The organism is Mesorhizobium sp. WSM4887, from assembly GCF_029625865.1.
Taxonomy (GTDB): domain Bacteria; phylum Pseudomonadota; class Alphaproteobacteria; order Rhizobiales; family Rhizobiaceae; genus Mesorhizobium.
On the sequence record NZ_JARTVP010000001.1, the window covers coordinates 551,464 to 573,083 of the forward strand.

Here is a 21,620-nt window from a genome sequence, read left to right on the forward strand (position 1 = left end):
CCTGTCCTTTGTTCGGATGATTGGACGCCGGCTAACTCAGGCGTTCGCAAGCGACGGAATGTCTTTCACGCCCGCTCAGTGGCCGCCAAACTTCAATTCAACCCCCATCAGCTCGACCGCGCCGACCGACACGACCGGCGTACCGCGCGCTGGTCCGTCCGACAGCACTGCTATGTCGCCAAGGACGCGCTCGACAGCCACTTTTTGGCGGACGAAGACGAGCGGCTCCGGATTGGAGTAGAGCCAGCTGTCCCCGTGCTCGTCATAGACAACCGACGAGTAGGGCACGATCTTCGCCATGCTGCCGCTCTCCGGCGCCTTCATCGCCACGAACGCATGATCGCCTGGCTTGACGCCGCTGCTTGCCTCGAGGAATTCAAAGAACCGCCCGTCGTCCCGGTCCTTCACCGCCACCGGCCGCGCCGTGTAATATTTACCGGAGCGGCCTTGGCCGGTCAGCAGCACGACCACTAGACCGTCCTTATCCTCGTCCGCCGGGTTGGCGACGCCGAAAATCTCGGCAAACTCGTCGTGGTCGCCGGTCTCGTCCTCGTCATCCTCGTCGTCGACAACCGCGATCAACATCTGGCTTGCCGCGTCCACAGGCACCTTGATCAGGGATTGCCGTGCTTGGCCGCTTTCACCGGCCGGCGCGATGGAAGCCGTCTCCGTAATTGCATTCACCGACGGTTCACCGCTCGCAATCTCGACCTGGGCGTTCATCATCATCCACCGCTTGGCCGTCTCCTCCCGCAGCGCTTCGGTCTGGATGCTCAGTCGTTTGGCAGCCTGTTCGGTCAGAACCACGCGTGGAAATGGGGAACCTGCGACCTCTACCAGCTTGGCAGGCGCGCCTGCGGGCGACTCCGCGACTGCGAGGGGTCCCGTGGCAACGACGACGAAAGCCACACCGGCGACGAGGGATGACTTAAGAAAAAGCCTATTGCGAAGCATGTGCAACTCCTCCAAGGCGTCGTGAAACCGGGCCGGAATGGAGCATCATGGCCGGTAGGACGAACAGATTGATCAGGACTGAAATGACTGCGCCTGCGATCACGACCCATCCCATTGGATGCAAAATCTCCAGACCGGCGGCGCTGCCCATGACCACTGCGGGAAGGAAGGCGAGGCAGGTGACCAGCGTGCTCGTCAGCATAGGCGCAAAGCGCTCGCGCGCGGCCGCCGCGACACGGTCCGGCCAGGATTCGTCACCCTCCCCGGTCTGATCGACGCGGCTGGCCAGAACCAGACCGTTGCGGAGTGCAAGCCCGAGGACGGCGAGAAGTCCGGCAAGCGCCCCAACCGAAACGGTGCCCGTTACCGCCACGAGGATCGCCGCGACGCCACCCGACACTGCCACCAGCGAAAGGAACATGCCGGTCGCCAGTCGCCAGCTTTGCAGCGCCGCCTGCAGCAGGAAGAAGATCAGCACTGCCGCCGACGCTGCGAAGAGCGTCACCTGCAGCATGGCTGCACGGCTCTCGGCATACTCGCCCCGAACGTAGGCATGGTATTCGAAGGGGAGCTGCACCTTCTTGAGCTCTGCCGCCACGTCTTCCGCCACTGCCGTGACGCTGCGGCCTGCGACGCTGGCGTGAACGTCCATGCTGCGCGTGACGCCGTCACGCTCGATGGTGCTCAACTGCGGCACCATCCGCACCTCGGCGATATCGCCAAGGCGTGTATGCGGGCGATCAGGCGTTTCGATCAGAAGATTCTCGACGTCGGCGATGCTGCTTCGTGCGTTGGGAGCCCCCCAAACGACCACTTCGAAGACCTTTTGCTGCTCGAACAGATTGCCAACCTCGAGCCCGGCGAAGACCGTCGCTGCCGCGCGCCGGATGTCTCCCGGTTTCAGTCCACGTGCGGCAGCCTCCGCAACGTCGACCTTGACCTCGATTTCGGGCGAGAAAGCGTTCTTGTCGATGCGTACGGAGTTGATGCCGTCAACGGCGGCGATTCTCGCCGCGACGAGCTTTGCCTGCTCTTCAAGCACGGCCGTCTCGGCCCCTTCGATGCGGACCACCACTGGTTCGCCGGCGTCGGCGAAGATCCGCCCGGCCGTACTGGCCAGATAGCCTTCAACCTTCACCTCGAGGTCCGCGAAGCCTTCCATCGTGTCGCGAATTTGCGACAGTGCGGCGGCTCGGTTCCCCCGCTCGTCGAGCCCAATCCAGAGCTGCCCGGATTCGATGCCGGTGACCTGGTCGCCCGTGATGGCCCTGCCGAGATGGCCAGCGACAGAGCTGACTCCATCGATTGCGCGGACTTCGGATTCCAGTCGCGCCATCGTGCGGATCATGGCGGGCAAGGATGCACCCGGCGCGGCCTTGAACGAAACGCGGACGGTGCCTTCGTCAAAGGACGGCGACGGCGACCACTTCAGGGCGGGCGTCGCCGCGAGTAGCGCCAACGCTCCGAGACCCACGATCGCATAGGCAGGACCGGTCGTCGCCGAGAACCTCCCCAGCAGCCGCCCATAGGCCGCACCGAACAGCCGCGCCACCACAGGTTCGGACCTGTTTCCTGCTGCGCTGCCCGAACGGAAAAAAACCATCGCGAGGGCGGGCGCCGCCAAGAGCACGACGACCATGGCAGCGGCCACCGTGACGCCATAGGCCTGAGCCAGCGGCCGGAAGAATGCCGCGGTTTCGCCGTCGAGTCCGAGTATCGGAGCGACCGCCAGCAGACCGATCACCGCTGCATAGATCATTGGCTTGCCGATTTCGCCGATCGCATCGAATAGAGGCGCGGCGAGCGGACGGCCGCCACCGGCGCGAAGGCGTCGCCCGAGGGCCTCGGCAGCCACTACCGCAGTGTCGACCACGAGGGAAAGCGCGGCCGCGAGGCCGGCCAGGTGGATCAGGTTGAAGATCGGGCTGCTGAAATAGAGAGCGACAAGTGCCGCGACATACGACAGGACGATCGCGACGACGGCGACGCTCGCCGTGCCGACCGGCGTCAAGGACAGGAAGAGGGCTACGGACACGACCACCATGGCGGCGATCACCATCCGGACCAGATTGGCCAAGGCGCTGTCGACATAGTCGGAGGCGCGGTAGAGGGAGGCGTCGATGTCGATGCCCGGCATGCCTTGGCTCAACTCCGCGAGCGCAGCTTCGACCCCCGCTACGACCGCTTTGGTGTCGACGTTGGGAAGCTTCTCGACGACGAGGATGAGGCCAGGCTGTCCGTTGATCATCGCATCGCCGATCAGCGGCGGATGGCCTTCGACGACCTCGGCCACGTCTCCTAGCCTGAGCGCGGAAGACGGGACAGCAACCTTCGTCAGGTCGCTGGCCTTGCTGATCGGTTGCACATGCTGGATGCCGAGCCTCTGGTTCGGCGTGTCGATCCAGCCTCCGCTTCCGAGTACTGACGCTTCCAGATAACTGAGCGGCGAGACCCAGAGCGAATCCCCGGCGCTCTCTACGGCTTCATCGAGCGAGACGCCTGCCGATTCGAGGCGCTGAGGTTCGATTTGCACCTGAAGCTGGCGAGCGCGCTGGCCCCAGATCGCGACGTTGGCGACGCCCGGCACGCTGAGCAGCTTCGGCGTCATCGTCCACCGGGCCAGCACCGACATGTCGATCAGCGACACGGTCTTGGACGACAGTCCGACGATCATGGCGCGGCCTGCCGCCGACTTCGGCTGCAGCATGGTGGGCGGCTTCGAGACATTGGGCAGGGCCCAAGCCATCGTAAGACGCTCCTGCACCATTTGTCGGGCTTTCATCGGATCCATGCCGGGCTCGAAGGTGAGCAACACCGAAGCCATCCCCGGCACCGACTTGGAATGAATTGATTTGAGGAACGGCGTCGCGGTCAGAATCTCTTCGAGATTGATGGTCACCAGGCTTTCGACTTCGCCTGTCGACAGCCCGAGCGCCTCGGTCTGCACCTCCACGACCGGCGCCCCGAACTCGGGAAGAGCGTCGATTCTGGCCTTGGGAAGAAGAACGGCACCCGCCGCTACCAGGAGTATCGCGGCTGCTATGACCAGATGCCGAAATTCCAGACTCAGCTTGACGAGCGTTTGCAGCACGGCAATCCCCCACGATTCCGCGGCGCGCGAAACCGCGCCTGCGACAGATCAGAGACAGTCCCGAAGCGTATCATGCGGGAGGGCGCCGCATAATTAATCAATATTGCAAGGCGCTATTACCGTATATCCGGCGGGTCTCTAACTTTTGGAGTAGAGAAATAGTTCATACAAATTTATTAGGATAGCCACTCACGCCGTGAGTGCTCGCGTCGGTTGCATGCGCGTGTGTCTGTTTCCAGCGAAAGGCTGGACGTGCTCTGGCGCAATTTGCCTCGGTCGGGGAGTGCCCGAATATTCATTCGAGGAAGGCGAAGCGGGACCGCCAATTTGCTGCGCCGGCGGTCCTCGGGGGAGCGTACCGGGCGCGGAATAGCGAAGAAGTGTTGTAGAGATGCGACACGTTTGCGTTTGTATGAGACAAGTCGCGTTTGTAAGGGACAAAATGACGAAATCGCAGTTGCCACAGTGGACTCATCGGATATCATCGACGCGTGGTGCATCTCATGGGGGCTCGACGGTCATTCGTCTTTTTATCTTAGCGCTTAGTGGCATATGGCTGCTGTACTCTTCGGCTTCTGCACTGGCGGAGGAGCACGAACGGGCTCTGGCCGAAGAAACGATACCGGCTCTGGCCGAAGAATGCGCCGCGCCCTGCGCGGGGTACGAGGCTACCGCGGAGTTGCAGAACGACTGGATATTTGGCGCACATCCGTCTTTCCTGAGATCCAATGTGTTGTTTCCGAAGTTCGAACTCGATCTTTTCTACGCGCCGACGGATTATCTTCGGTTCGTGAGTGCCATCGTTACCGAGCCCGTGGTCGACCCGGAACCCGGGGAGGATGCGGCCTTTCAAGGGATCGGCACCTATGTCGGTGAGCTCTACGCTCTCGCTAAGGTCGATCCCCTGACCGTGAGGGCCGGAAAGTTCGACACGGTGTTCAGCCTGGCCAGCGAAGCCCTGCCGGGGATACACGCCCCGGATCTGGCGTCTGTTTTTGACGCTGACGAACGTCTGGGTGGCGAAGCTGTTGTTGGCTTCGAGGGCTTTGGGCTGAACAATGCCTTGGCCGCGACGGTATTCACGACCGACCGGACGTTCCTCAGCGAGTCGCTCTTTACCAACCGTGGACGGACCACGCTGGCGGATGGCGGTGCCGGCAACACCACCGGTTTATCCTCATTCTCGGTTACCCTTGATGGCTGCAAAGGGGCGGAAAAGGGCGATTGTTACAAGGACGGTGAATTCGGCTATCGCCTTGGCATCCGATACCAGAAGCCCGGGCTATCCGCCGACACAGGGGAGGAGGAGGAAGAAGAAGAGGAACCGCTGCCGGGGACCGGCAATGAATTGGCCTACCTTGCTGCCGCCACTGGAAGCTTCGACCTTAACGGGAACACACTGAGGCTTCTCGGCGAATCGGCCTACCTCAAGCATTTCGACGGCGGTCCGGACGACGCTCTGCTTCTCACCGGCTCTGTCGCGCTGGAAGTGCAACCTATGACCTACATAGCCACCTACACGCAGCAGCGGAACTTTGTCGCCGACGGTCCGGACACCCGCGAGCAATTGGCGGATTTCGAAGTGATTTATGCGTCCGGGGAAGAAGACGCGCCGTCCGGCGCGGCGAAATGGAACCTCGGCGCCGGCTACACATTCGCGGAGAATGCTGAGGACGAGAGAACGCACACCTTCAGTGTGCGCGCGACGCTCCAGTTCGGTGGACACGTGAAGTTAGGCAAGTAGGCTCGATCGTCCGGATGTCCGACGCTTGTTGACAGCTGCCTTCTGCTGAACTCGAATGAGGTCCGCAAGCCCGTCTGCATGCGCCGAACTTGTTCCTTCCCTCAGGCTGATTGAAGCTATTTCAGCGGCCCTTCAGCACAAAAGTTGCGTCCATCAGCCCTTCACTTCCTTTCCATCCGGATCGAAGACGGGCTGCACGTTCTTGCCCTTGAAGCTTATCTGGAACTCGTAACTCACCTTGCCGTCGCGCATCAGCTTCTCCGCAAGCTTGATCTTTCCACCTGCGAATTTCGTATCAACGGCCGCACGCACCGATTGAGGCACCGCTTCCATCGGAATTGATTCCTCGACGACGATGATCTTACCGTCTTGATGGTAGAGCACATCGCGCGTCATTGCGCCCTCGACGCTTGCTATCTCGAAAACCAGTTCTCCGTTCTCGACCTCGCGGGCGCATGCCTTGACCTTAGCGACGGGAAAATCCTTGTGGAACCTGTCCCGCACCACCAACGGCACCTTCTTGCAGGCGATCGGCTGTTCCGCGGCCGACGCGCCGGTCGCCCCGGCAAGCACGAGGACGAACGCGCCGGGCGCTAGGTAGTAACCAGCAGGTTTCATGGGAGACCTCCTTCATATGATCTCATCGGAGCACCAACACTGGACTCGACCAGACAAGCACGCAGTGCCGCTTGCCGCCTCTGCCGGGGGCCGAGTTCGCGTACTCCTTGCTTATGGCTCTGCTGGCGGTGTGCGGTTTGTACGTATTTGCGCGAGCTTCGCCTGCAGCACTGCGACCCATCAAGTTGACAAGTGTTGCGCAACCGACCCGCCGCGCCAGCGGAGCGTAGGCTGGCTAAGGGAGCCAGTGCGACCGTTGCCCGACGTTGGAAACCCAAGATAGGACAAAGCGCGCCGGCGGACCGATAGCCCAAAACGGCTTTGCCGGCCTAACCGAAAGCCGTAGCGGCTCATGCGAAGTTCCGGACGCCCCCAGCGGGAGGTGGCGCCGTTCCGGTCGTCGCTCCCGTCGCGAGCATGCTCTTTTGCAGCCGCAGCTCCGGCGCCTGCTCGGCGACGACTTCCTTCAAGCGCTACAATGAGCCGAAATCCCGCTGTCGGTTAAGCCCACTCTGGCGTTGATGTCGGACACCACGGACGAGGCCCCTTCGCAAAAAGGGGTAATCCCGTCGCAAGCGAGTCAGCTCAACTGCCGAATCGTAAAGCCTAACGACTGCAGCGACAAATAGGCGCGTCAACCTGAAAGCATGCTGGCAGGCACGAGGGAGCCTGCACTGAATGTCTCGCGGAAGTGTCGCCGTAGCGCCCGGCTCATCTGCTCACGTCTTCGCGCCCGAAGACCCTAACAAGTCCTATGGGTCACGAAAGGCGTTTTGCCTGCAGCGCCGTTTGGGTCGAGCAAGCCAAGAACCCGGCCGGCGCGCAGGGGGAACGATCGACACAGAAGCGACCTCCATCCGCATCCTGACGACCATTCTGCAGCCTATCACGGGACATTTTGTCAATGGAGACGCGGGCTGGCTGCGCGTCGAGCTTCTTGATCCGACGAAAACACCTCCAAGCCGCCAGCTCAACAACGAAATCCCGAACGTCCTGATCCGCGCCGAGATGCCGATCCTCGCCTTCGAGGCCGAGAGCGGGCGGCTCCAGGACGTCTTCCTTCAGCTTACCGAGGAGACGATCCAATGATCGATACCCCTCCTGTTCAACCGCACGGCCAGCAAAGCCTGGCAAGCGCAAGCGAGCCGCATATCGGGGGGTGCCGTCAAAATGCGGAGCCCAGAAACGCGGCCCCTTCATTCCCGGGGGCCTCGATGAGAGTTCAGTCAGTCAATCAAAGGATGCGGATAAACGCCGCTCGGGCAGCGGGGCTGGTTGCTGCAACCGTTATCCTGTTTTCGCACCCCGGATTGGGTGGGGGCGTACATGAACTGATCCAGATGGCGGGTCTCGGCCTGGTCCTCACCTGCTTCGTGGGCAGGATGTGGAGCATTCTCTATATCGGTTCAAAGAAGAATCTGGAGTTGATTACCTCCGGCCCCTACTCGTTGACCAGAAACCCGCTCTATCTCTTTTCTACGCTTGGAGCAGCTGGAATCGGATTGATCCATGGATCGATCGCCGTCGCTCTGGCGCTGGGATTTTTCAGCTATTGGATCTTGGTCATCACGGCAGCCAAGGAGGCCGAACACCTGAAGACGATCTTCGGCTCGCAATACGATTCCTATGCGCGCTGTACGCCGCTGTTCTGGCCGAAACTGTCCCAATATACGGACTCTGCCGAAGTTGTCTTCTCCCCGAAAGCGCTCAAGCGCAACTTCCAGGATGGACTGTACTTCCCCGCAGCCTATCCCGCCATCGAAGCAATCGAACAATTGCGAGCAGGCAGTTACCTCCCGATCCTCATGACGATCTACTGAGATCCGCCAAGTGCCAGATCCTCTCTCGGCAGCAGGACCAAATGGCCTGCCGATTTCGGCATCGTCAGCAGTTCGTCGAGCTTGATGAGGTAGCCGCGGGAGTCTTGGCGCTCGTGCCGGGCACCGCGATGGCCATTTTGCATGGCCGAACTGTCGCCCAGATGGTTGACCACCGAGGTCTGTGACCTAGCTTAAACTTTACGATGGAGCGTCCAGACTCCGAAATGGTGGCATGGCGTGCACCGTGGGAGAACTCCCCGGGACGTTGAAGATGGAGAGGCGCGAGCTGGCTTTCGACCGGCGCCCAGCCATGCATCGACAACATTCCCCCAGTACTGGGGCCGAAGCGGTGACAGCTTCGAAGGCAGGCAGCAAAGTTAGCCAGGGCGAGGAGCCACACACCACTTCACGAGCTTAAAGTTACATCAGAAATCGCGCAGGTACGGCGATGTCAGATCTTGCCGGGTTTTACGCAGACGACACAGGTCTCGCTCTCCTGGGCGGGATGACAATATTTGTATTGGTAGGCTTCTTCCTTGTGGTCCGGCGTATCCTCATCGCAGCGAGACGGCGTCACCAGTATGGCTACCTGAGCGAAAGCACGCCTATTCCCCTCGATGAGGCTTCTTGGGCCTGGGATCGCCCACGCAATCTTGCAGCCAAGGCGGCTTCTTCCCGGGCCGCCGTGGCCCCGGCCCCGGATGTTCAGGGTCTAAACTCCGGTAAGTCCGGGGTGCGAAAGGATTATCTCAACACGACGCCCGAAGCGGGCGAGAACTCGCGCGAGGACCTGCCCGATGCTTTCGCTCCGGCGACAAGCTTCGCCATGGCCTTACCTCCCCGTGTTCGCAGGCCGACGAGCCCCTTGTTACGCTTGAGCGTCGCCGCAATTTGTCTGGCCGTGCCGCTTGGCTATGCGTTGACGAGACAAAAGCCGGTCGAAAGCGCCCCCGCTGTTTCGCGGGCCGATAGCTACTCCCTTCCCGATCTTTCACACCGCTTGGAGATTCCTGCCAGCACGGCATCAACCGACGCACCCACGAACGGCGAATTGCCCAAACCGGATCTCACCGCTGCCGAAGCACAGGTCGAGGCAGCTCGTGCTCAGGCAGCAGCTGCAACGGAATTGGCTGGCCAGGAGCACCGAGCGATGGAGGAGGAGCGCGCCAGGAGTGCCTCTCTGGAGAGTGCGCTCGCTGAGACGCGCAAGCAGATCGAGGTGCTGAAGACAAGCATGGCAGCCGCGGACGACGCCAGCGAGGAGCGTTTGCGCAACGAACTTGTGGCAGCCCGCACGCTCGAGGCATTGCGGTGGATTGCGCAAGATATCCGCGCGCGGATCAGCGAAACCATCGACCATGTCTTTATACAGATGCCCGCTGCTCGCCTCGAACGGGAGCGAACCGAACAGATGGCGCGCGACCTAGCGCAAGCGCGAGCGCAAATTGAACAGCTGGAAGCCAAAGCCGCCGGGGATCGCGCCAAAGCCGAGGCTTCGCTGGCGCAAGCGAGCGGGATGCTTGACGAGGAGCGCCGGAAGTCGGAGGACCTTCGTGGCGACATCGCTGAAATGGAGCAGTCCAAGGCCGCGATCGCGGACACGGCTGAGCGGGAACGGACCGGTGCCGCCGCGACGCGAGCAAGGGTTGAGCAGACTGCTGCCGAGACGGCGCAGGCATTGGCGCGGGAACAGGCTTCAGCAGTCGCGGCCCGTGCGGACCTCGACAAAGCCCGGCTCGAGCGCGACGCGGCCGAACAGGAGCGAGCCAAGGCCGTCTTAGCCAAAGAGCGTGCCGAGCAGACTGCCGCCAAGACGGCGCAGGCTCTGGAACGCGAACGCGCTTCAGCAATATCGGCCCAAGAGGACGTCAACAGAGCCCGCCTCGAGCGCGACGCGGCTGAGCAGGAGCGAGCTAAGGCTGTCTCGGCGAAAGTGCATGCCGAGCAGGCTGCAACTGAAACAGCGCAGGCGCTGGAGCGCGAACGCGCTTCGGCAGTCGCGGCCCGTGAGGACCTCGACAAAGCCCGGCTGGAGCGTGACGCGGCGTTGCAGGAGCGAGACAGGGCTGTCGCAGCGAGAGAACGTGCGGAGCAGACTGCTAGCGAGACGGCGCAGGCGCTGGAGCGCGAACGCGCTTCGGCAGTCGCGACCCGGGAGGACCTTGACAAGGCCCGCTTGGAGCGTGACGCGGCGTTACAGGAGCGCACCAAGGCGGTCGCAGCGAAAGAGCGCGCGGAGCAGAGTGCTGCCGAGACGGCGCAGGCTCTGCAACGAGAACGCGCTTCAGCAGTGTCGGTCGGAGAGAACCTCAACAAAGCCCGCCTCGAGCGTGACACAGCCCGCCAACTTTTGGGACAGGCCGCCATGAGGCTGAAGGAGGCTCTGGACAAGCAACGTGAAGCGACGGTTTCTTTCGCCCGCGAGCTGGCCGCCGCGCGTGCCGATAATGATAAGCTTCGGGCTCAGCGCCGCGACGCTCAGATAGAGCCGCCGCTGAAGCCGCGCACTGGCCGCGCATCGGCCGGCGCAGGCCAGACGAAAGCTGTCAGCCAAAAGAAGACTACGTCCAGCAAGGTTCGCAAACCGTCGCGCGAAATCCGTGTGCGTGCCATCACGCTTCCGTTTTCCCTCCGGCCAAGCCATTCGACGTTGGACTGAGCTGGAACGACTGCCCTGGAAAATCGGGGCTGGGCAGCCTGAACTCGACGTCTACGGCGAGGGCTCCCACTGTGCGCTATGTCAGCCCGATCACGCTGCCTTTCGCGTTCAATTCGCAGCCGACCGGCGCCTGGCGCGTCTCGACGCCGCCTTGATATCCGTAGTCGATGCTGACCTGGACGGGAGCCGATATCCTCTGTCGGCTCAACCGCCGTACGGAACCTGCACTGCTGACGCGCACACTGGTCGCGCCAAACTGAGCTGCGGCCTGCTCGATTGCCTCACGGCAGGCACGAACGATGTTGTCCGGGACACCCGGCAGCACTTCAATTGGATGGACTGCCAGTGGAATAGCGCTTTCTTCGAAGGGCAGCAGGGCGGGCGGAAGGTCGAGCGACCTTCCGCCGTTGCCGCCTACGCCCGGCGTTGACCTCACTGACCCGGTTGTGGTGGGGCTGCTTCCGTCATCGTTAGACGGTGGGGACGGTGGGTCAGACGGCGGACTGCCGCCGGAGCCACCGGGATCGCCGCTAGTTCCGTTGTGCTGACCGTTGTTGCTGCCAGCGCCATGACCGCCGCTATTCCCGTGATCGCCACCAGCGTTATCACCTTGGCCGCGCTCGCCGGCGGCCGCGGCTCCCGCGCAAGCTATCGCGACAGAGCACGCGAACGCGAGATGGGCCAAGCTGGATCCCAGATATTGACGCACGGCACCCTCCAAAGGCGCTTCGGCCGGCCGTCCTTCCGCCGCATGCCGTCAGAACGGCGCAGCACCCCCAGGCAACTCGCGACTACGCCAGGGAAACTAACTAGGGGATGATTCCGGTCTATCAAGGGACTGGGTGCGGCAGCACCCAAGTGGGGGGCAGATTTGAAGGACCTGGCAGCTGATAGTTCATACAGCCCGGGAAGCCCCAAAATCCTTTCTCCTTGCGAGTCGACAGCGCTTAGGCGATTCTGCCGATCATTTCGGGAGGAAATCGTGCGAAACATTCCGGCATCGGCGCTGCTGCTGGCGGCCGCTTTTTATGCAACCACCGCCGACGCTCTGGACAGTTCGGCCACACCTGTTGTCGTGACGCCATTGGCGTCGAAGACGACCACGGCATCCGGCCAGCCGATCAAGCTGCCGCAGAAGAATGTCGAGGTCCAGGTCTCGGCCTATCAGATCGCGCCCGGCGCGACGCTGCCGGTGCACAAACATCCCTTCCCGCGCTATGCCTATGTCGAGGCAGGCACCCTCAAGGTCACCAATGTCGAGACCGGCAACAGCAACACCTACCAGACCGGCGATTTCATCGTCGAGATGATCGGCCAGTGGCATCAGGCGACCAATATCGGCAGCGATCCGGTGAAGCTGCTGGTGATCGACCAGGTCGAACAAGGCGCCAAGAACACAATCCTGAAGCAGTAGCGAGGCAACGGGGCTCAGCTGTTCCGCGGTAGGGCGGGCGCTCCAAGTCTTGAGCAATCATAACTGCGCGCCGAACAAAACCGGAAGCGCAAAGTGACCGCTTCGCTTGCTGGACCGATTGATGCGGCTTTCGCCTCGATCGCTCCAATGCTAGGGCTGCGCTTTCTCTTCAACATGGATGGATGATGGTGACCGACGCTCAAAGGCCCCTGATCGAACTCTGCGTCGAAGGCATTGACGGGCTGCTTGCCGCGCAGGCCGCCGGCGCCGACCGGGTCGAGCTTTGCGCCAGCCTCGTCGAAGGCGGCATTACGCCGAGCCTCGGCACGGTGCGCGTAGCCCTCGAACATGCGACCATCCCGTTTCATGTTATCGTGCGCCCGCGCGGCGGCGATTTTCTCTACAGCGAGGCGGAATACCAATCGATGCTGGCCGATATCGGCGCGCTGCGCGATCTCGGCGTCGCCGGCATCGTCGTCGGCTGCCTGACCGCTGACGGCGCAATCGATGAAGCGAGGATGAGCGAACTGGTGCGCACCGCCGGTCCCCTCAATGTCACCTGCCACCGCGCCTTCGACATGACGCGTGACCCGGCCGAGGCGCTCGAAGCGCTGATCCGCTGCAAGGTCGGCCGCGTGCTGACTAGCGGGCAACGCGACACGGCGCTGGAGGGCGTCGATCTGCTCGCGCGCTTGGTTCGCCAGGCCGGCGCACGCATCATCATCCTCGGCTGCGGCGGGCTGGCGCCCGACAATATCGGCGAGGTTCGCCGGCAAACCGGACTGACCGAGATGCATTTCGCCGCCCTTGCCGACGTGCCGAGCGCCATGCGCTACCGCAACCCGCATGTCGGCATGGGCGGCACCGATCTCGATCGCGAGTACCGCAACACGGTGACCGACCAGGACTTGGCGGCGGCAACGATCGCGGCCGCGAGGGTCTGATGCCGGAAGTGACGATGTCGAAAGATCGCTCGCCGATCGAACGCGTTTCGCCTGCCGACGAGGCCGCCATTCTCGCTCTCAACAACGAGCATGCCGCCGAGTTGTCCTGGCTTGAGCCGGAGCGCCTGTCATTCCTGATCGGGCAGGCTTTCTACACGCGCCGCATCGGGGCGCTCGAAGCCTTCATCATGTGCTTCGATCAGGATGCCAGCTACGAAAGCCCGAACTTCCTCTGGTTTCGTGAGCGCTACCCCCGCTTCGTCTATGTCGACCGGGTGGTGGTCGCGGCCGAAGCGCGCGGCCGCGGCCATGCCCGCCGGCTCTACGAGGATCTGTTCGCGCATGTCAGGCGCGCATGCCACACGATCGTAACCTGCGAGGTCAATGCCGATCCCCCGAACCCCACATCGGATGCCTTTCACGCGGCGCTCGGCTTTGCCGAGGTCGGCGATGCCGTGATCCACGGCGGCAGGAAGTCGGTGCGCTACTACGCCAAGCCGATCGACTAGCGCATGGCCCTGGAAGCCAGAGGCTTTCAACCATGAGCCAAACAAGGTCTCATGCGGCCGCCGCACTGGCCACAAACAGAAGCTGCAGCTAATGTATCGTCTTCGCGTGCCGGGGGCGTGACATCATGCCAAGCAACGTCTTCCGCTTCGACGAGAGTTGGAACATTCCCGATGCCACGCCGCAGGAAGTGTGGGACGTTCTGTCCGACGCCGAGTTGCTGCCGCTCTGGTGGGGCGACGCCTACAAGGAAGTCGAGCCGCTCGACAAGAAAGGCAAGGCCGTCGTCGGGTCACGGGCAAGAGCCAGGGCGCGAGGCGCCCTGCCCTACGAGCTGAACTTCATCATCGAGGCCGCGGAGCTCGAGCCTGGCCGACTGGTGGTGGTGAAGACCTTTGGCGATTTCGACGGCCTGTGGCGGGCTGAGCTGTCGCCAGCCGGAAGCGGAACGCATGTGAAGCTCACCTGGCAGGTCATCGTGGAGAGGCCGATCCTCAAACTCCTGGCACCCTTGCTCAGACCGGCTTTCGCGTGGAATCACCGCTGGACCACACCTCGCGGCGAAGCCGGGCTTCGGCGCTATCTCGCCGCACAAAAAACCGGCAAGGCCTGACCTCCTCACCAATTGCGGTTGAGCCAGCCGCGCGCCGGTTTCTCGACGATGTAGTAGCTCGCCAGGGCGCAGGCGAAGACCGCGCCCAGCATCGGGATCGGCGCCACGTCGCGGTCATGGACGAATTTGTAGAAGGGCTGCTGCCACAGATAGAGCGAGTAGGACCACAGCCCCAGCATCACCATCGGCCGCGATGACAGTAGGCCGGTCAGATAGCCGCCGGCGAAGTCGAGCGTGTTGACGGCGAGCGCCAGCAGCGGCACGCCCAGCAGATAGTGCAAGGGCGTCGGCACCGGATCGAGGAACAGCAAGATTCCCCCCACCGCGGCCGCCAGCGCCAGATGCCGGCTCCTGAGGAATGCCGGCAGGTGTCCATCGGCCTTGAGCAGGCAGATCGCCGCCGACAGCAGGATCGAGGCGATATGCACGTCGGTTCGCCAATAGCTGGTTTCGTAGTCCATGCCGAAGACCCAGTAGGAAATAGCGCCGTTGGCCATAGCGAGCAGCGACAGCACGACAAGCAGGCGCACGACATTCGCGCGCCTGGAAACCGCCACGCTGATCAGCGCCAGGATGACATAAGAATGCTCCTCGATGGCAAGCGACCAGATATGGTCGAGCGCGCCCGCGCGATTGATGAGAATGCCGGCATAGTTGTAGGTGAATGTCAGCGCGGTAAGCGCCGCCTTCCATTTGAAGGCAATGAAGGTGCCGGAGAGCCCGATCATGACGGCAACCACGAACACCAGCAGGGCTGGATAGACGCGGGCGAACCGGCGCTTGAAGAACTTCTTCAGCGGAAAGCGCTCGACGAACAGGATTTCCCCCATCAGCCGGCCGCTCAGCACGAAGAAGAACTCGACGCCGAGCACGCCGAGATTGATGCCGCGAATCGGAAAGACATGGCCGATCAGCACGAAGGCGATCGACAGGCCGCGCCAGCCGTCGAGATAGGCCAGCCTTGCCCGTGCCGCCTTGTCGGCTGCGGCCCGCGGCAGGACGCCGGCCGTCGCGGAGATGTCGGTCATGCCCGTCCCTCGCAACTCGAGGTCCCGGCATAGCCGTGCCTGGAACCGCTTCGTTTTCCCCGCCGCAGTTATTTTGCAGTGCGGGATAATCTTGTGCAAGTGCGAAGCAGCGAATTCACAGGCAGTTCCTGCCAACCGATTGCGAACACAAAAGAAAAAGGGGCCGCGGCGGGTCCTGCCGCCGCTTGGTGAACCCGCCATGGTCGGCAATGTTTCGTGGCCTCATCCCTTGCCCGCCTGCCGAAATCGGCCGAATGTGCGGATAGATTCATTTCCAACGCAGAGACCGCCTATGGCAGACTTCGTCCTCCCTCCGCCCGCGATCGCTTCGGTCGCGGTGACCGGCTCGGCGGAACGGTTTGCCGTGCGCCGCATCTTCTGCGTTGGCCGCAACTACGCGGCGCATGCGCGAGAACTCGGCAATGACGAGCGCGATCCGCCCTTCTTCTTCACCAAGCCGGCCGACGCCGTGGTCGACAGCGGCGCCGAGATCCCCTACCCGCCGCTGACTGGCAATCTCCACCACGAGATCGAGCTGGTCGTGGCGATCGGCAAGGCCGGCTTCCGCATCCCTCGCACCGAGGCGCTCGCGCATGTCTGGGGCTATGGCGTCGGCGTGGACCTCACTCGCCGCGACCTGCAGGACCAGGCAAAGAAAGCGGCCCGCCCCTGGGACTGGTCGAAGGCCTTCGACTTCTCCGCGCCTTGCGGCTCGCTACTTCCGGTCGCAAGGTCTGGCCATCCCGAAACGGGTCGCATCTGGCTCGCTGTAAACGGTGACGTAAAACAGGACGGCGACCTCGCCGAGCTGATCTGGCCCGTCGCCGATGTCGTCTCGATCTGCAGCGAGTCGGTCGAGCTCCAGCCCGGCGACCTGATCTTCACCGGCACGCCGGCCGGTGTTGGCGCGGTTCAGGCGGGCGACAAGATCACTGGTGGCGTCGACGGCATCGGCGCCGTCGAGGTCACCATCGGGCAGCCGAGACGATGAGCGACCTCGTCCTCCATAACTATTATCGATCCTCCACCTCATACCGGGTGCGGATCGCGCTGGAGATGAAGGGGCGTGCCTACACCTATGTGCCCCACCATCTGCGCCATGGCGAGCATCTCGAGCCCGCCTATCTCGCGGTCAATCCGCAAGGGTTGGTGCCGGCGCTGGTGCTCGACGACGGAACGCTTTTAACCCAGTCGCTGGCGATCATCGAATATCTCGACGAGATCGAGCCCGAGCCGCCGTTGTTGCCCAAGGATGCGCTGGGACGCGCCAGGGTCCGGATGCTGGCGCAGATGATCGCCTGCGACATCCATCCGGTGAACAATCTGCGCGTGCTCACCTCGCTGCGCACTTTGTTCGGCGCCGGCGACGAGGATGTCGTCAACTGGTTCCGGCATTGGGTGAATGAAGGTTTCCAGCCGCTTGAAAAGATTCTGGCCGCCTCGCCCGAGACCGGCAAGTTCTGCCATGGCGATACACCGGGGCTCGCCGATATCTGCCTCGCCGCGCAGGTCACCAACAATGCCCGCTTCGGCGTCGACATGGCGGCCTATCCGGTGATCTCGCGCATCCACGCCGCCTGCATGGCGCTGCCGGCGTTCCAGAAGGCTGCGCCGCAGAACCAGATCGATGCCGAATAGGGAAGCAAGGGATCCCGACGAGGCTAAGACGCTCGCCGATATCGAGGAGTATGGCTGTCATATTCTCTACGTGCTGGAGGACGACGAGCACCCGCCATTCGCTTACTCGGTGGGGATAGAGTACAATTTCAAAGCCCCTGAGCTGGTCGTCATCGGGCTCAAGCCGGAGCTTTCGCAGACCATCATCAACGAGTATTGCCGACGAGTGCGCAGCGGCGAGAGGTTCAAGGTTGGAGAGCGGGCGTCGGGTTTCCTGGGAGGTGGCTGTCAATTCGGTGCGGTCCATCCCGCCCACTACCCTGAATATTTCGGTTGGGGCATATGGTTTTACGACGGGCCCGTTTTCCGGATTATGCAGCTTATCTTTCCGACAACCTCCGGTGTTTGGCCATGGGATGCCGAAGCCGGCGAGTGGTTTTGCAAGCGGCAACCATCGCTCGACCAACCACCATTGCCGACCTAGCTTGGGACCTACTACCCAAAACCGCACTGCCTTTGAACTGGATAGAAAGCACTCCCATGAAAGCTGTCGTCTTCGAAAAATTCGGCGAAGCTCCCACGATCCAGACCGTGCCTGACCCCAAGCCGGCGGGGGATGGCGTCGTCATCAAGGTCGAGGCGACCGGTCTTTGCCGCAGCGACTGGCATGGCTGGATGGGTCATGACGACGGCATCACGCTGCCGCATGTCCCCGGCCATGAACTGGCGGGCGTCGTCGTCGCCGCCGGCAAGCAGGTGAGCCGCTGGAAGGCCGGCGACCGCGTCACCGTGCCTTTCGCCGTCGGCTGCGGCCGCTGCTTCGAATGCAACTCCGGCAACCATCAGGTCTGCGAGCACCAGACCCAACCTGGCTTCACGGGCTGGGGCTCGTTCGCCGAATATGTCGGCATCGAGCATGCCGACACCAATCTCGTACGCCTGCCGGACGAGATGGAGTTCGCCACTGCCGCCAGCCTCGGCTGCCGCTTCGTCACCTCCTTCCGCGCCATCGTCGACCAGGGCCGGGTTACGCCCGGCGAGTGGGTGGCGGTGCATGGCTGCGGCGGTGTCGGTCTCTCGGCGATCATGATCGCCAGCGCCATGGGCGCCAATGTCATCGCCATCGACCTCACCGACGAGAAGCTGGAGTTTGCGAAAAGGATCGGGGCGGTCGCGACCATCAACGCTTCGACCACGCCCAATGTCGTCAAGGCCGTCAAGCAGATCACCAACGGCGGCGCGCATATGTCGATGGACGCGCTCGGCCATCCAACCACGTGCTTCAACTCGATCGCCAATCTGCGCCGGCGCGGTCGCCATGTTCAGGTCGGGCTGATGCTGGGCGACCATGCCCGGCCGCAAGTGCCGATGGACAAGGTCATCGCCTTCGAGCTCGAAATCCTCGGCAGCCACGGCATGCAGGCCTACCGCTATTCCGCCATGATGGACATGATTCGCACCGGCAAGCTGAAGCCCGAACTGTTGGTCGGCAAAAGGATCAGCCTCGATGAGGCGCCAGCCGCATTGATGGCGATGGGCGGCTTCGAGGGCATCGGCATCGGCGTGGTGACGAAGTTTTGAGTAGGCTCCCTACCTGGCGAACTTCTTCGCCCCGAACACGCAGGCCACCACGCCGAGCGTGACCACCACCATCAGCGGGCTGACCTGCTCGTGCAGCAGACTCGCCGCGAGCGCCAGGCCGAAGAAGGGCTGCAGCAGTTGCAATTGCCCGACCGCGGCGATGCCGCCCTGCGCCAGGCCGCGATACCAGAACACGAAGCCGATCAGCATGCTGAACAGCGAGACATAGCCGAGGCCGATCCATGCGCCGGAGCCGACAGCGGCAAAAGACGGCGGCAGGGTCGCAAAGCTCAGCGCTAACATGACCGGCAGCGACAGCGCCAAGGCCCAGCAGATCACCTGCCAGCCGCCGAGCTTGCGCGACAGCGCCGCACCTTCCGCATAGCCCAGCCCGCAAGCGATGATGGCTGCGAGCATCAACCCGTCGCCGACCGGTGAGGCGGTCACGCCTTGCGACAGCGCGAAACCCGCGACTAGCGTGCTGCCCAGGCAGGAAAACAGCCAGAAGGCCGGGCGCGGACGGTCGCCGCCGCGCAGCACACCGAAGATCGCCGTCGCCAGCGGCAGCAGGCCGACAAAGATGATGGAATGCGCCGCCGTGACATGTTTGAGCGCCAGCGCCGTCAGCAGGGGAAAGCCGACCACGACGCCTAGCGCAACGACGACCAGCGAGACCAGATCGCCGCGATCCGGGCGCTTCTCGCGGAACAGGAACAGCACCGCGATGCCGAGCAGACCGGCGATCGCCGCACGGGCCGACGTCAGGAAGGTCGGGTCGAAATCAACCACGGCCACGCGCGTCGCCGGCAGCGAGCCGCTGAAGATCAGCACGCCGATGAAGCCGTTGAGCCAGCCGTTGAAACTCTTATACATCATCCGCTCCGTTTGCGCTTCTGTACCGGCAGAGCGCATGGCATTGCCAGAGACAATGGGGTACAATTCCGTAAAACTGTATTGGTCGACAGGGAAGTACAGATGGACACGCCCGACCCGAAAGCCACGAATGCCGGAACGCTCGTCGAAGCCGTCATGTCGGCAATCCGGCAGCGGATCGCCGCGCGCATCCTGACGCCGGGCGCGCGCTTGCCTTCGATCCGCGCCTTCGCCGGCACGATGCAGGTGTCGAAGTCTACCGTGGTCGAGGCCTATGAGCGGCTTGCGGCGGAAGGCACGATCCGCTCGCGGCCGGGCTCCGGCTTCTTTGCTGCCGGCCCGCTTGCGCCGCTGTCGCTGGCCGAGATCGGCCCGCGGCTCGACCGCGCCGTCGACCCGCTCTGGGTCTCGCGGCAAGCGCTGGAGGCAGGCGACGATATGCTGAAACCGGGCTGCGGCTGGCTGCCGGCTTCCTGGATGCCTCAGGCCGCGTTGCGGCAAGCACTGCGCGGCGCCGCCCGAGCCGACGATGCGACGCTTGCCGACTACGGCACGCCGCTCGGCCTGCCGGCACTGCGGCAGCTGCTTGCCCGCCGCCTGTCGGCGCACGGCGTCGAGGCTTCGCCGGACCAGATCATGCTCACCGAGTCCGGGACGCAGGCGATCGACCTGCTGTGCCGCTTGCTCCTCGAGCCGGGCGATGCGGTGCTGGTCGACGATCCCTGCTATTTCAACTTCCATGCGCTGCTGCGCGCGCATCGCGCCAAAGTGGTCGGTGTCGCGATGACACCCTCGGGGCCCGATATCGACCTCTTCGCGCAAGCGCTCGCCGAGCACCGGCCGCGCCTCTACATCACCAATTCCGCGCTTCACAACCCAACCGGCGCGGTGCTCTCGCCGGTTATAGCGCACCGGCTGCTCAAGCTTGCCGATCAATCGGATCTCGCCATCGTCGAGGATGACATCTTCGCCGATTTCGAGCACGCGCCGGCGCCGCGGCTGGCGGCCTTCGATGGCCTCGGCCGCGTCGTCCAGATCGGTTCCTTCTCCAAGACGCTGTCGGCTTCGGTGCGATGCGGCTTCATCGCCGCGCCCCGCGACTGGATGGAACGGCTGATTGACCTCAAGATCGCCACGACTTTCGGCGGCGGGAGGCTCTCCTCGGAACTGGTGCTGACTCTGCTGAAGGACGGCAGCTACCGCAAGCATGTCGAGCAGTTGCGCACCCGCCTGTCGCGCGCAATGGCCGAAACAGCCGGCAGGCTGAAAGCAATGGACGTTATGCCCTGGATCGATCAGGGGGCCGGCATGTTCCTGTGGTGCCGCCTGCCCGACGCCATCGACGCCGCCGATGTCGCCCGCCATGCGCTGGCGGATAATGTCGTGCTGGCGCCCGGCAACGCCTTCAGCCTGTCGCACTCCGCCGGCCGCTTCATGCGTTTCAACGTCGCCCAATGCGCCGATAAGCGCAACTTCAGAGTGCTTGAAAGGGCAATGGCCGCGTCCCGCCGCAAAGGCGCGTCGCAGCCCGGCAGCGGCAGAGCTTAGGCGCCTGCCCGCTTGCGGCGCTCATACATCATCACCAGCGTCTCGGCAGTCAGCGCCGGCTTCTGCTCGCCCTCGATCTCGACGGTGTTCGCGGCCTTCATCAGATATTGGCCGGGGCCGCGGTCTTCCATGGTGAGCAGCGTCGTGCGCAGCCGGATACGTGCGCCGGACTTCACCGGCGCCAGGAAGCGCACTTTGTCGAAGCCATAGTTGAAGGCGGCTTGCGTGTTTTCCGGCACGATGCCCATCTCCAGCGCCAGCGCGCCGATGATCGACAGCGTCAGATAGCCATGCGCGATCGTAGTGCGGAACGGGCTCTGCCGCTTCGCGCGCTCCGGATCGACATGTATCCACTGGTGGTCGCCCGTGCATTGGGCGAACTGGTCGATGCGCTGCTGGTCGACCGTCGTCCAGTCCGACACGCCGATCTCCTGGCCGGCCATTGTCCGCAACTGTTCGAAGGTCGGCGGCGTCCTCGGCCGATTTTCCGTCATTCCTGCTTTCCTGCTGGCTTCTGCCAATCTCCCGACCATGAACCGGCGGCTCCTGTCAATTCGCGGCGCCTCGATTTCACCCTCAGACTTGACGGTTTTACGGCAAGCCGCGAAC

General features: G+C 63.2%; 21 protein-coding genes. 13 read left to right on the forward strand and 8 right to left on the reverse strand.

Translation table 11 applies throughout. The features are described 5' to 3' along the window. Positions 1 to 75: 75 nt before the first annotated feature. The gene (locus tag P9230_RS02685) at positions 76 to 954 is read right to left on the reverse strand and encodes a hypothetical protein (protein WP_127214972.1); all 879 of its coding nucleotides are present in this window, start codon (positions 952 to 954) and stop codon (positions 76 to 78) included. Then, positions 941 to 4,045: an efflux RND transporter permease subunit gene (locus P9230_RS02690; RefSeq protein ID WP_164746729.1), complete on the reverse strand. Its 3,105-nt coding sequence runs from the start codon at positions 4,043 to 4,045 to the stop codon at positions 941 to 943. The genes P9230_RS02685 and P9230_RS02690 overlap by 14 nt, the downstream gene beginning before the upstream one ends. 442 nt (positions 4,046 to 4,487) lie before the next feature. On the opposite strand from P9230_RS02690, the gene P9230_RS02695 reads away from it, so the two are divergent. Continuing rightward, complete coding sequence (locus P9230_RS02695; protein WP_278117325.1) at positions 4,488 to 5,789, forward strand: hypothetical protein; 1,302 nt, start codon at positions 4,488 to 4,490, stop codon at positions 5,787 to 5,789. A 153-nt stretch (positions 5,790 to 5,942) separates the two neighbouring features. Here P9230_RS02695 and P9230_RS02700 read toward each other — a convergent pair whose 3' ends face one another. Continuing rightward, on the reverse strand, positions 5,943 to 6,407 hold the full coding sequence (locus P9230_RS02700; RefSeq protein WP_278117327.1) for a hypothetical protein: 465 nt from the start codon (positions 6,405 to 6,407) through the stop codon (positions 5,943 to 5,945). A gap of 678 nt (positions 6,408 to 7,085) precedes the next feature. Between P9230_RS02700 and P9230_RS02705 the strand changes: the two genes are divergently transcribed. Further along, positions 7,086 to 7,496: a hypothetical protein gene (locus P9230_RS02705; RefSeq protein WP_278117329.1), complete on the forward strand. Its 411-nt coding sequence runs from the start codon at positions 7,086 to 7,088 to the stop codon at positions 7,494 to 7,496. Further along, positions 7,493 to 8,227 (forward strand): isoprenylcysteine carboxylmethyltransferase family protein, encoded by a 735-nt coding sequence (locus tag P9230_RS02710; protein WP_245475174.1) that lies wholly within the window; start codon positions 7,493 to 7,495, stop codon positions 8,225 to 8,227. Before P9230_RS02705 ends, P9230_RS02710 begins: the two co-directional genes overlap by 4 nt. Here the strand turns inward: P9230_RS02710 and P9230_RS02715 are convergent. Then, positions 8,221 to 8,400 (reverse strand): hypothetical protein, encoded by a 180-nt coding sequence (locus P9230_RS02715; protein ID WP_127240287.1) that lies wholly within the window; start codon positions 8,398 to 8,400, stop codon positions 8,221 to 8,223. The genes P9230_RS02710 and P9230_RS02715 overlap by 7 nt on opposite strands. 275 nt (positions 8,401 to 8,675) lie before the next feature. Between P9230_RS02715 and P9230_RS02720 the strand changes: the two genes are divergently transcribed. Further along, the gene (locus tag P9230_RS02720) at positions 8,676 to 10,886 is read left to right on the forward strand and encodes a hypothetical protein (protein ID WP_278117331.1); all 2,211 of its coding nucleotides are present in this window, start codon (positions 8,676 to 8,678) and stop codon (positions 10,884 to 10,886) included. Positions 10,887 to 10,962: 76 nt separating this feature from the next. Here P9230_RS02720 and P9230_RS02725 read toward each other — a convergent pair whose 3' ends face one another. Beyond that, positions 10,963 to 11,322 (reverse strand): hypothetical protein, encoded by a 360-nt coding sequence (locus P9230_RS02725; protein WP_278110473.1) that lies wholly within the window; start codon positions 11,320 to 11,322, stop codon positions 10,963 to 10,965. 546 nt (positions 11,323 to 11,868) lie between these two features. Here P9230_RS02725 and P9230_RS02730 point away from each other — a divergent pair. From P9230_RS02730 to P9230_RS02745, 4 genes are all read left to right on the forward strand, one after another. Further along, a complete protein-coding gene (locus P9230_RS02730) occupies positions 11,869 to 12,300 on the forward strand; it encodes a cupin domain-containing protein (protein ID WP_278117333.1) in 432 nt (143 codons plus the stop codon). Positions 12,301 to 12,485: 185 nt separating this feature from the next. Continuing rightward, entirely contained in the window at positions 12,486 to 13,244 is a 759-nt protein-coding gene (locus P9230_RS02735; protein ID WP_278117335.1) for a copper homeostasis protein CutC, read from the forward strand. A gap of 14 nt (positions 13,245 to 13,258) precedes the next feature. Further along, the gene (locus P9230_RS02740) at positions 13,259 to 13,753 is read left to right on the forward strand and encodes a GNAT family N-acetyltransferase (protein WP_278117338.1); all 495 of its coding nucleotides are present in this window, start codon (positions 13,259 to 13,261) and stop codon (positions 13,751 to 13,753) included. Positions 13,754 to 13,878: 125 nt separating this feature from the next. Then, positions 13,879 to 14,364 (forward strand): SRPBCC family protein, encoded by a 486-nt coding sequence (locus P9230_RS02745; RefSeq protein ID WP_095778449.1) that lies wholly within the window; start codon positions 13,879 to 13,881, stop codon positions 14,362 to 14,364. Positions 14,365 to 14,369: 5 nt separating this feature from the next. On the opposite strand, the gene P9230_RS02750 is transcribed toward P9230_RS02745, so the two are convergent. After that, positions 14,370 to 15,392: an acyltransferase gene (locus P9230_RS02750; protein WP_278117340.1), complete on the reverse strand. Its 1,023-nt coding sequence runs from the start codon at positions 15,390 to 15,392 to the stop codon at positions 14,370 to 14,372. A 292-nt stretch (positions 15,393 to 15,684) separates the two neighbouring features. Between P9230_RS02750 and P9230_RS02755 the strand changes: the two genes are divergently transcribed. Genes P9230_RS02755 through P9230_RS02770 form a run of 4 tightly spaced genes read left to right on the forward strand, consistent with a single transcriptional unit; the run spans position 15,685 to position 18,590 of the window. Then, positions 15,685 to 16,383, forward strand: coding sequence for a fumarylacetoacetate hydrolase family protein (locus tag P9230_RS02755; protein ID WP_067329472.1), 699 nt, complete (start codon positions 15,685 to 15,687; stop codon positions 16,381 to 16,383). Next, positions 16,380 to 17,030 carry a maleylacetoacetate isomerase gene (maiA, locus tag P9230_RS02760; protein WP_127241798.1) on the forward strand — a complete coding sequence of 217 codons (651 nt, stop codon included), beginning with the start codon at positions 16,380 to 16,382 and terminating at the stop codon, positions 17,028 to 17,030. Before P9230_RS02755 ends, maiA begins: the two co-directional genes overlap by 4 nt. Next, a complete protein-coding gene (locus tag P9230_RS02765; protein WP_278117344.1) occupies positions 17,020 to 17,493 on the forward strand; it encodes a DUF4262 domain-containing protein in 474 nt (157 codons plus the stop codon). The genes maiA and P9230_RS02765 overlap by 11 nt, the downstream gene beginning before the upstream one ends. A 56-nt stretch (positions 17,494 to 17,549) precedes the next feature. Continuing rightward, on the forward strand, positions 17,550 to 18,590 hold the full coding sequence (locus P9230_RS02770; RefSeq protein WP_067329463.1) for a zinc-dependent alcohol dehydrogenase family protein: 1,041 nt from the start codon (positions 17,550 to 17,552) through the stop codon (positions 18,588 to 18,590). Between the two features lie 9 nt (positions 18,591 to 18,599). Here P9230_RS02770 and P9230_RS02775 read toward each other — a convergent pair whose 3' ends face one another. Then, the gene (locus tag P9230_RS02775; protein WP_278117346.1) at positions 18,600 to 19,463 is read right to left on the reverse strand and encodes a DMT family transporter; all 864 of its coding nucleotides are present in this window, start codon (positions 19,461 to 19,463) and stop codon (positions 18,600 to 18,602) included. A 102-nt stretch (positions 19,464 to 19,565) separates the two neighbouring features. On the opposite strand from P9230_RS02775, the gene P9230_RS02780 reads away from it, so the two are divergent. Beyond that, positions 19,566 to 21,011 carry a PLP-dependent aminotransferase family protein gene (locus tag P9230_RS02780; RefSeq protein WP_067329459.1) on the forward strand — a complete coding sequence of 482 codons (1,446 nt, stop codon included), beginning with the start codon at positions 19,566 to 19,568 and terminating at the stop codon, positions 21,009 to 21,011. Here P9230_RS02780 and P9230_RS02785 read toward each other — a convergent pair. Further along, the gene (locus P9230_RS02785) at positions 21,008 to 21,505 is read right to left on the reverse strand and encodes a MaoC family dehydratase (RefSeq protein WP_066999871.1); all 498 of its coding nucleotides are present in this window, start codon (positions 21,503 to 21,505) and stop codon (positions 21,008 to 21,010) included. The genes P9230_RS02780 and P9230_RS02785 overlap by 4 nt on opposite strands. Positions 21,506 to 21,620 lie beyond the last annotated feature (115 nt).

Coding starts and splice junctions, on each gene's coding strand:
- P9230_RS02685 (WP_127214972.1), bottom strand. CDS start 954: ATGCTTCGCAATAGGCTTTTTCTTAAGTCATCCCTCGTCGCCGGTGTG.
- P9230_RS02695 (WP_278117325.1), top strand. CDS start 4,488: ATGACGAAATCGCAGTTGCCACAGTGGACTCATCGGATATCATCGACG.
- P9230_RS02700 (WP_278117327.1), bottom strand. CDS start 6,407: ATGAAACCTGCTGGTTACTACCTAGCGCCCGGCGCGTTCGTCCTCGTG.
- P9230_RS02705 (WP_278117329.1), top strand. CDS start 7,086: ATGTCTCGCGGAAGTGTCGCCGTAGCGCCCGGCTCATCTGCTCACGTC.
- P9230_RS02710 (WP_245475174.1), top strand. CDS start 7,493: ATGATCGATACCCCTCCTGTTCAACCGCACGGCCAGCAAAGCCTGGCA.
- P9230_RS02720 (WP_278117331.1), top strand. CDS start 8,676: ATGTCAGATCTTGCCGGGTTTTACGCAGACGACACAGGTCTCGCTCTC.
- P9230_RS02735 (WP_278117335.1), top strand. CDS start 12,486: ATGGTGACCGACGCTCAAAGGCCCCTGATCGAACTCTGCGTCGAAGGC.
- P9230_RS02740 (WP_278117338.1), top strand. CDS start 13,259: ATGTCGAAAGATCGCTCGCCGATCGAACGCGTTTCGCCTGCCGACGAG.
- P9230_RS02745 (WP_095778449.1), top strand. CDS start 13,879: ATGCCAAGCAACGTCTTCCGCTTCGACGAGAGTTGGAACATTCCCGAT.
- P9230_RS02750 (WP_278117340.1), bottom strand. CDS start 15,392: ATGACCGACATCTCCGCGACGGCCGGCGTCCTGCCGCGGGCCGCAGCC.
- P9230_RS02755 (WP_067329472.1), top strand. CDS start 15,685: ATGGCAGACTTCGTCCTCCCTCCGCCCGCGATCGCTTCGGTCGCGGTG.
- maiA (WP_127241798.1), top strand. CDS start 16,380: ATGAGCGACCTCGTCCTCCATAACTATTATCGATCCTCCACCTCATAC.
- P9230_RS02765 (WP_278117344.1), top strand. CDS start 17,020: ATGCCGAATAGGGAAGCAAGGGATCCCGACGAGGCTAAGACGCTCGCC.
- P9230_RS02770 (WP_067329463.1), top strand. CDS start 17,550: ATGAAAGCTGTCGTCTTCGAAAAATTCGGCGAAGCTCCCACGATCCAG.
- P9230_RS02775 (WP_278117346.1), bottom strand. CDS start 19,463: ATGTATAAGAGTTTCAACGGCTGGCTCAACGGCTTCATCGGCGTGCTG.
- P9230_RS02780 (WP_067329459.1), top strand. CDS start 19,566: ATGGACACGCCCGACCCGAAAGCCACGAATGCCGGAACGCTCGTCGAA.
- P9230_RS02785 (WP_066999871.1), bottom strand. CDS start 21,505: ATGACGGAAAATCGGCCGAGGACGCCGCCGACCTTCGAACAGTTGCGG.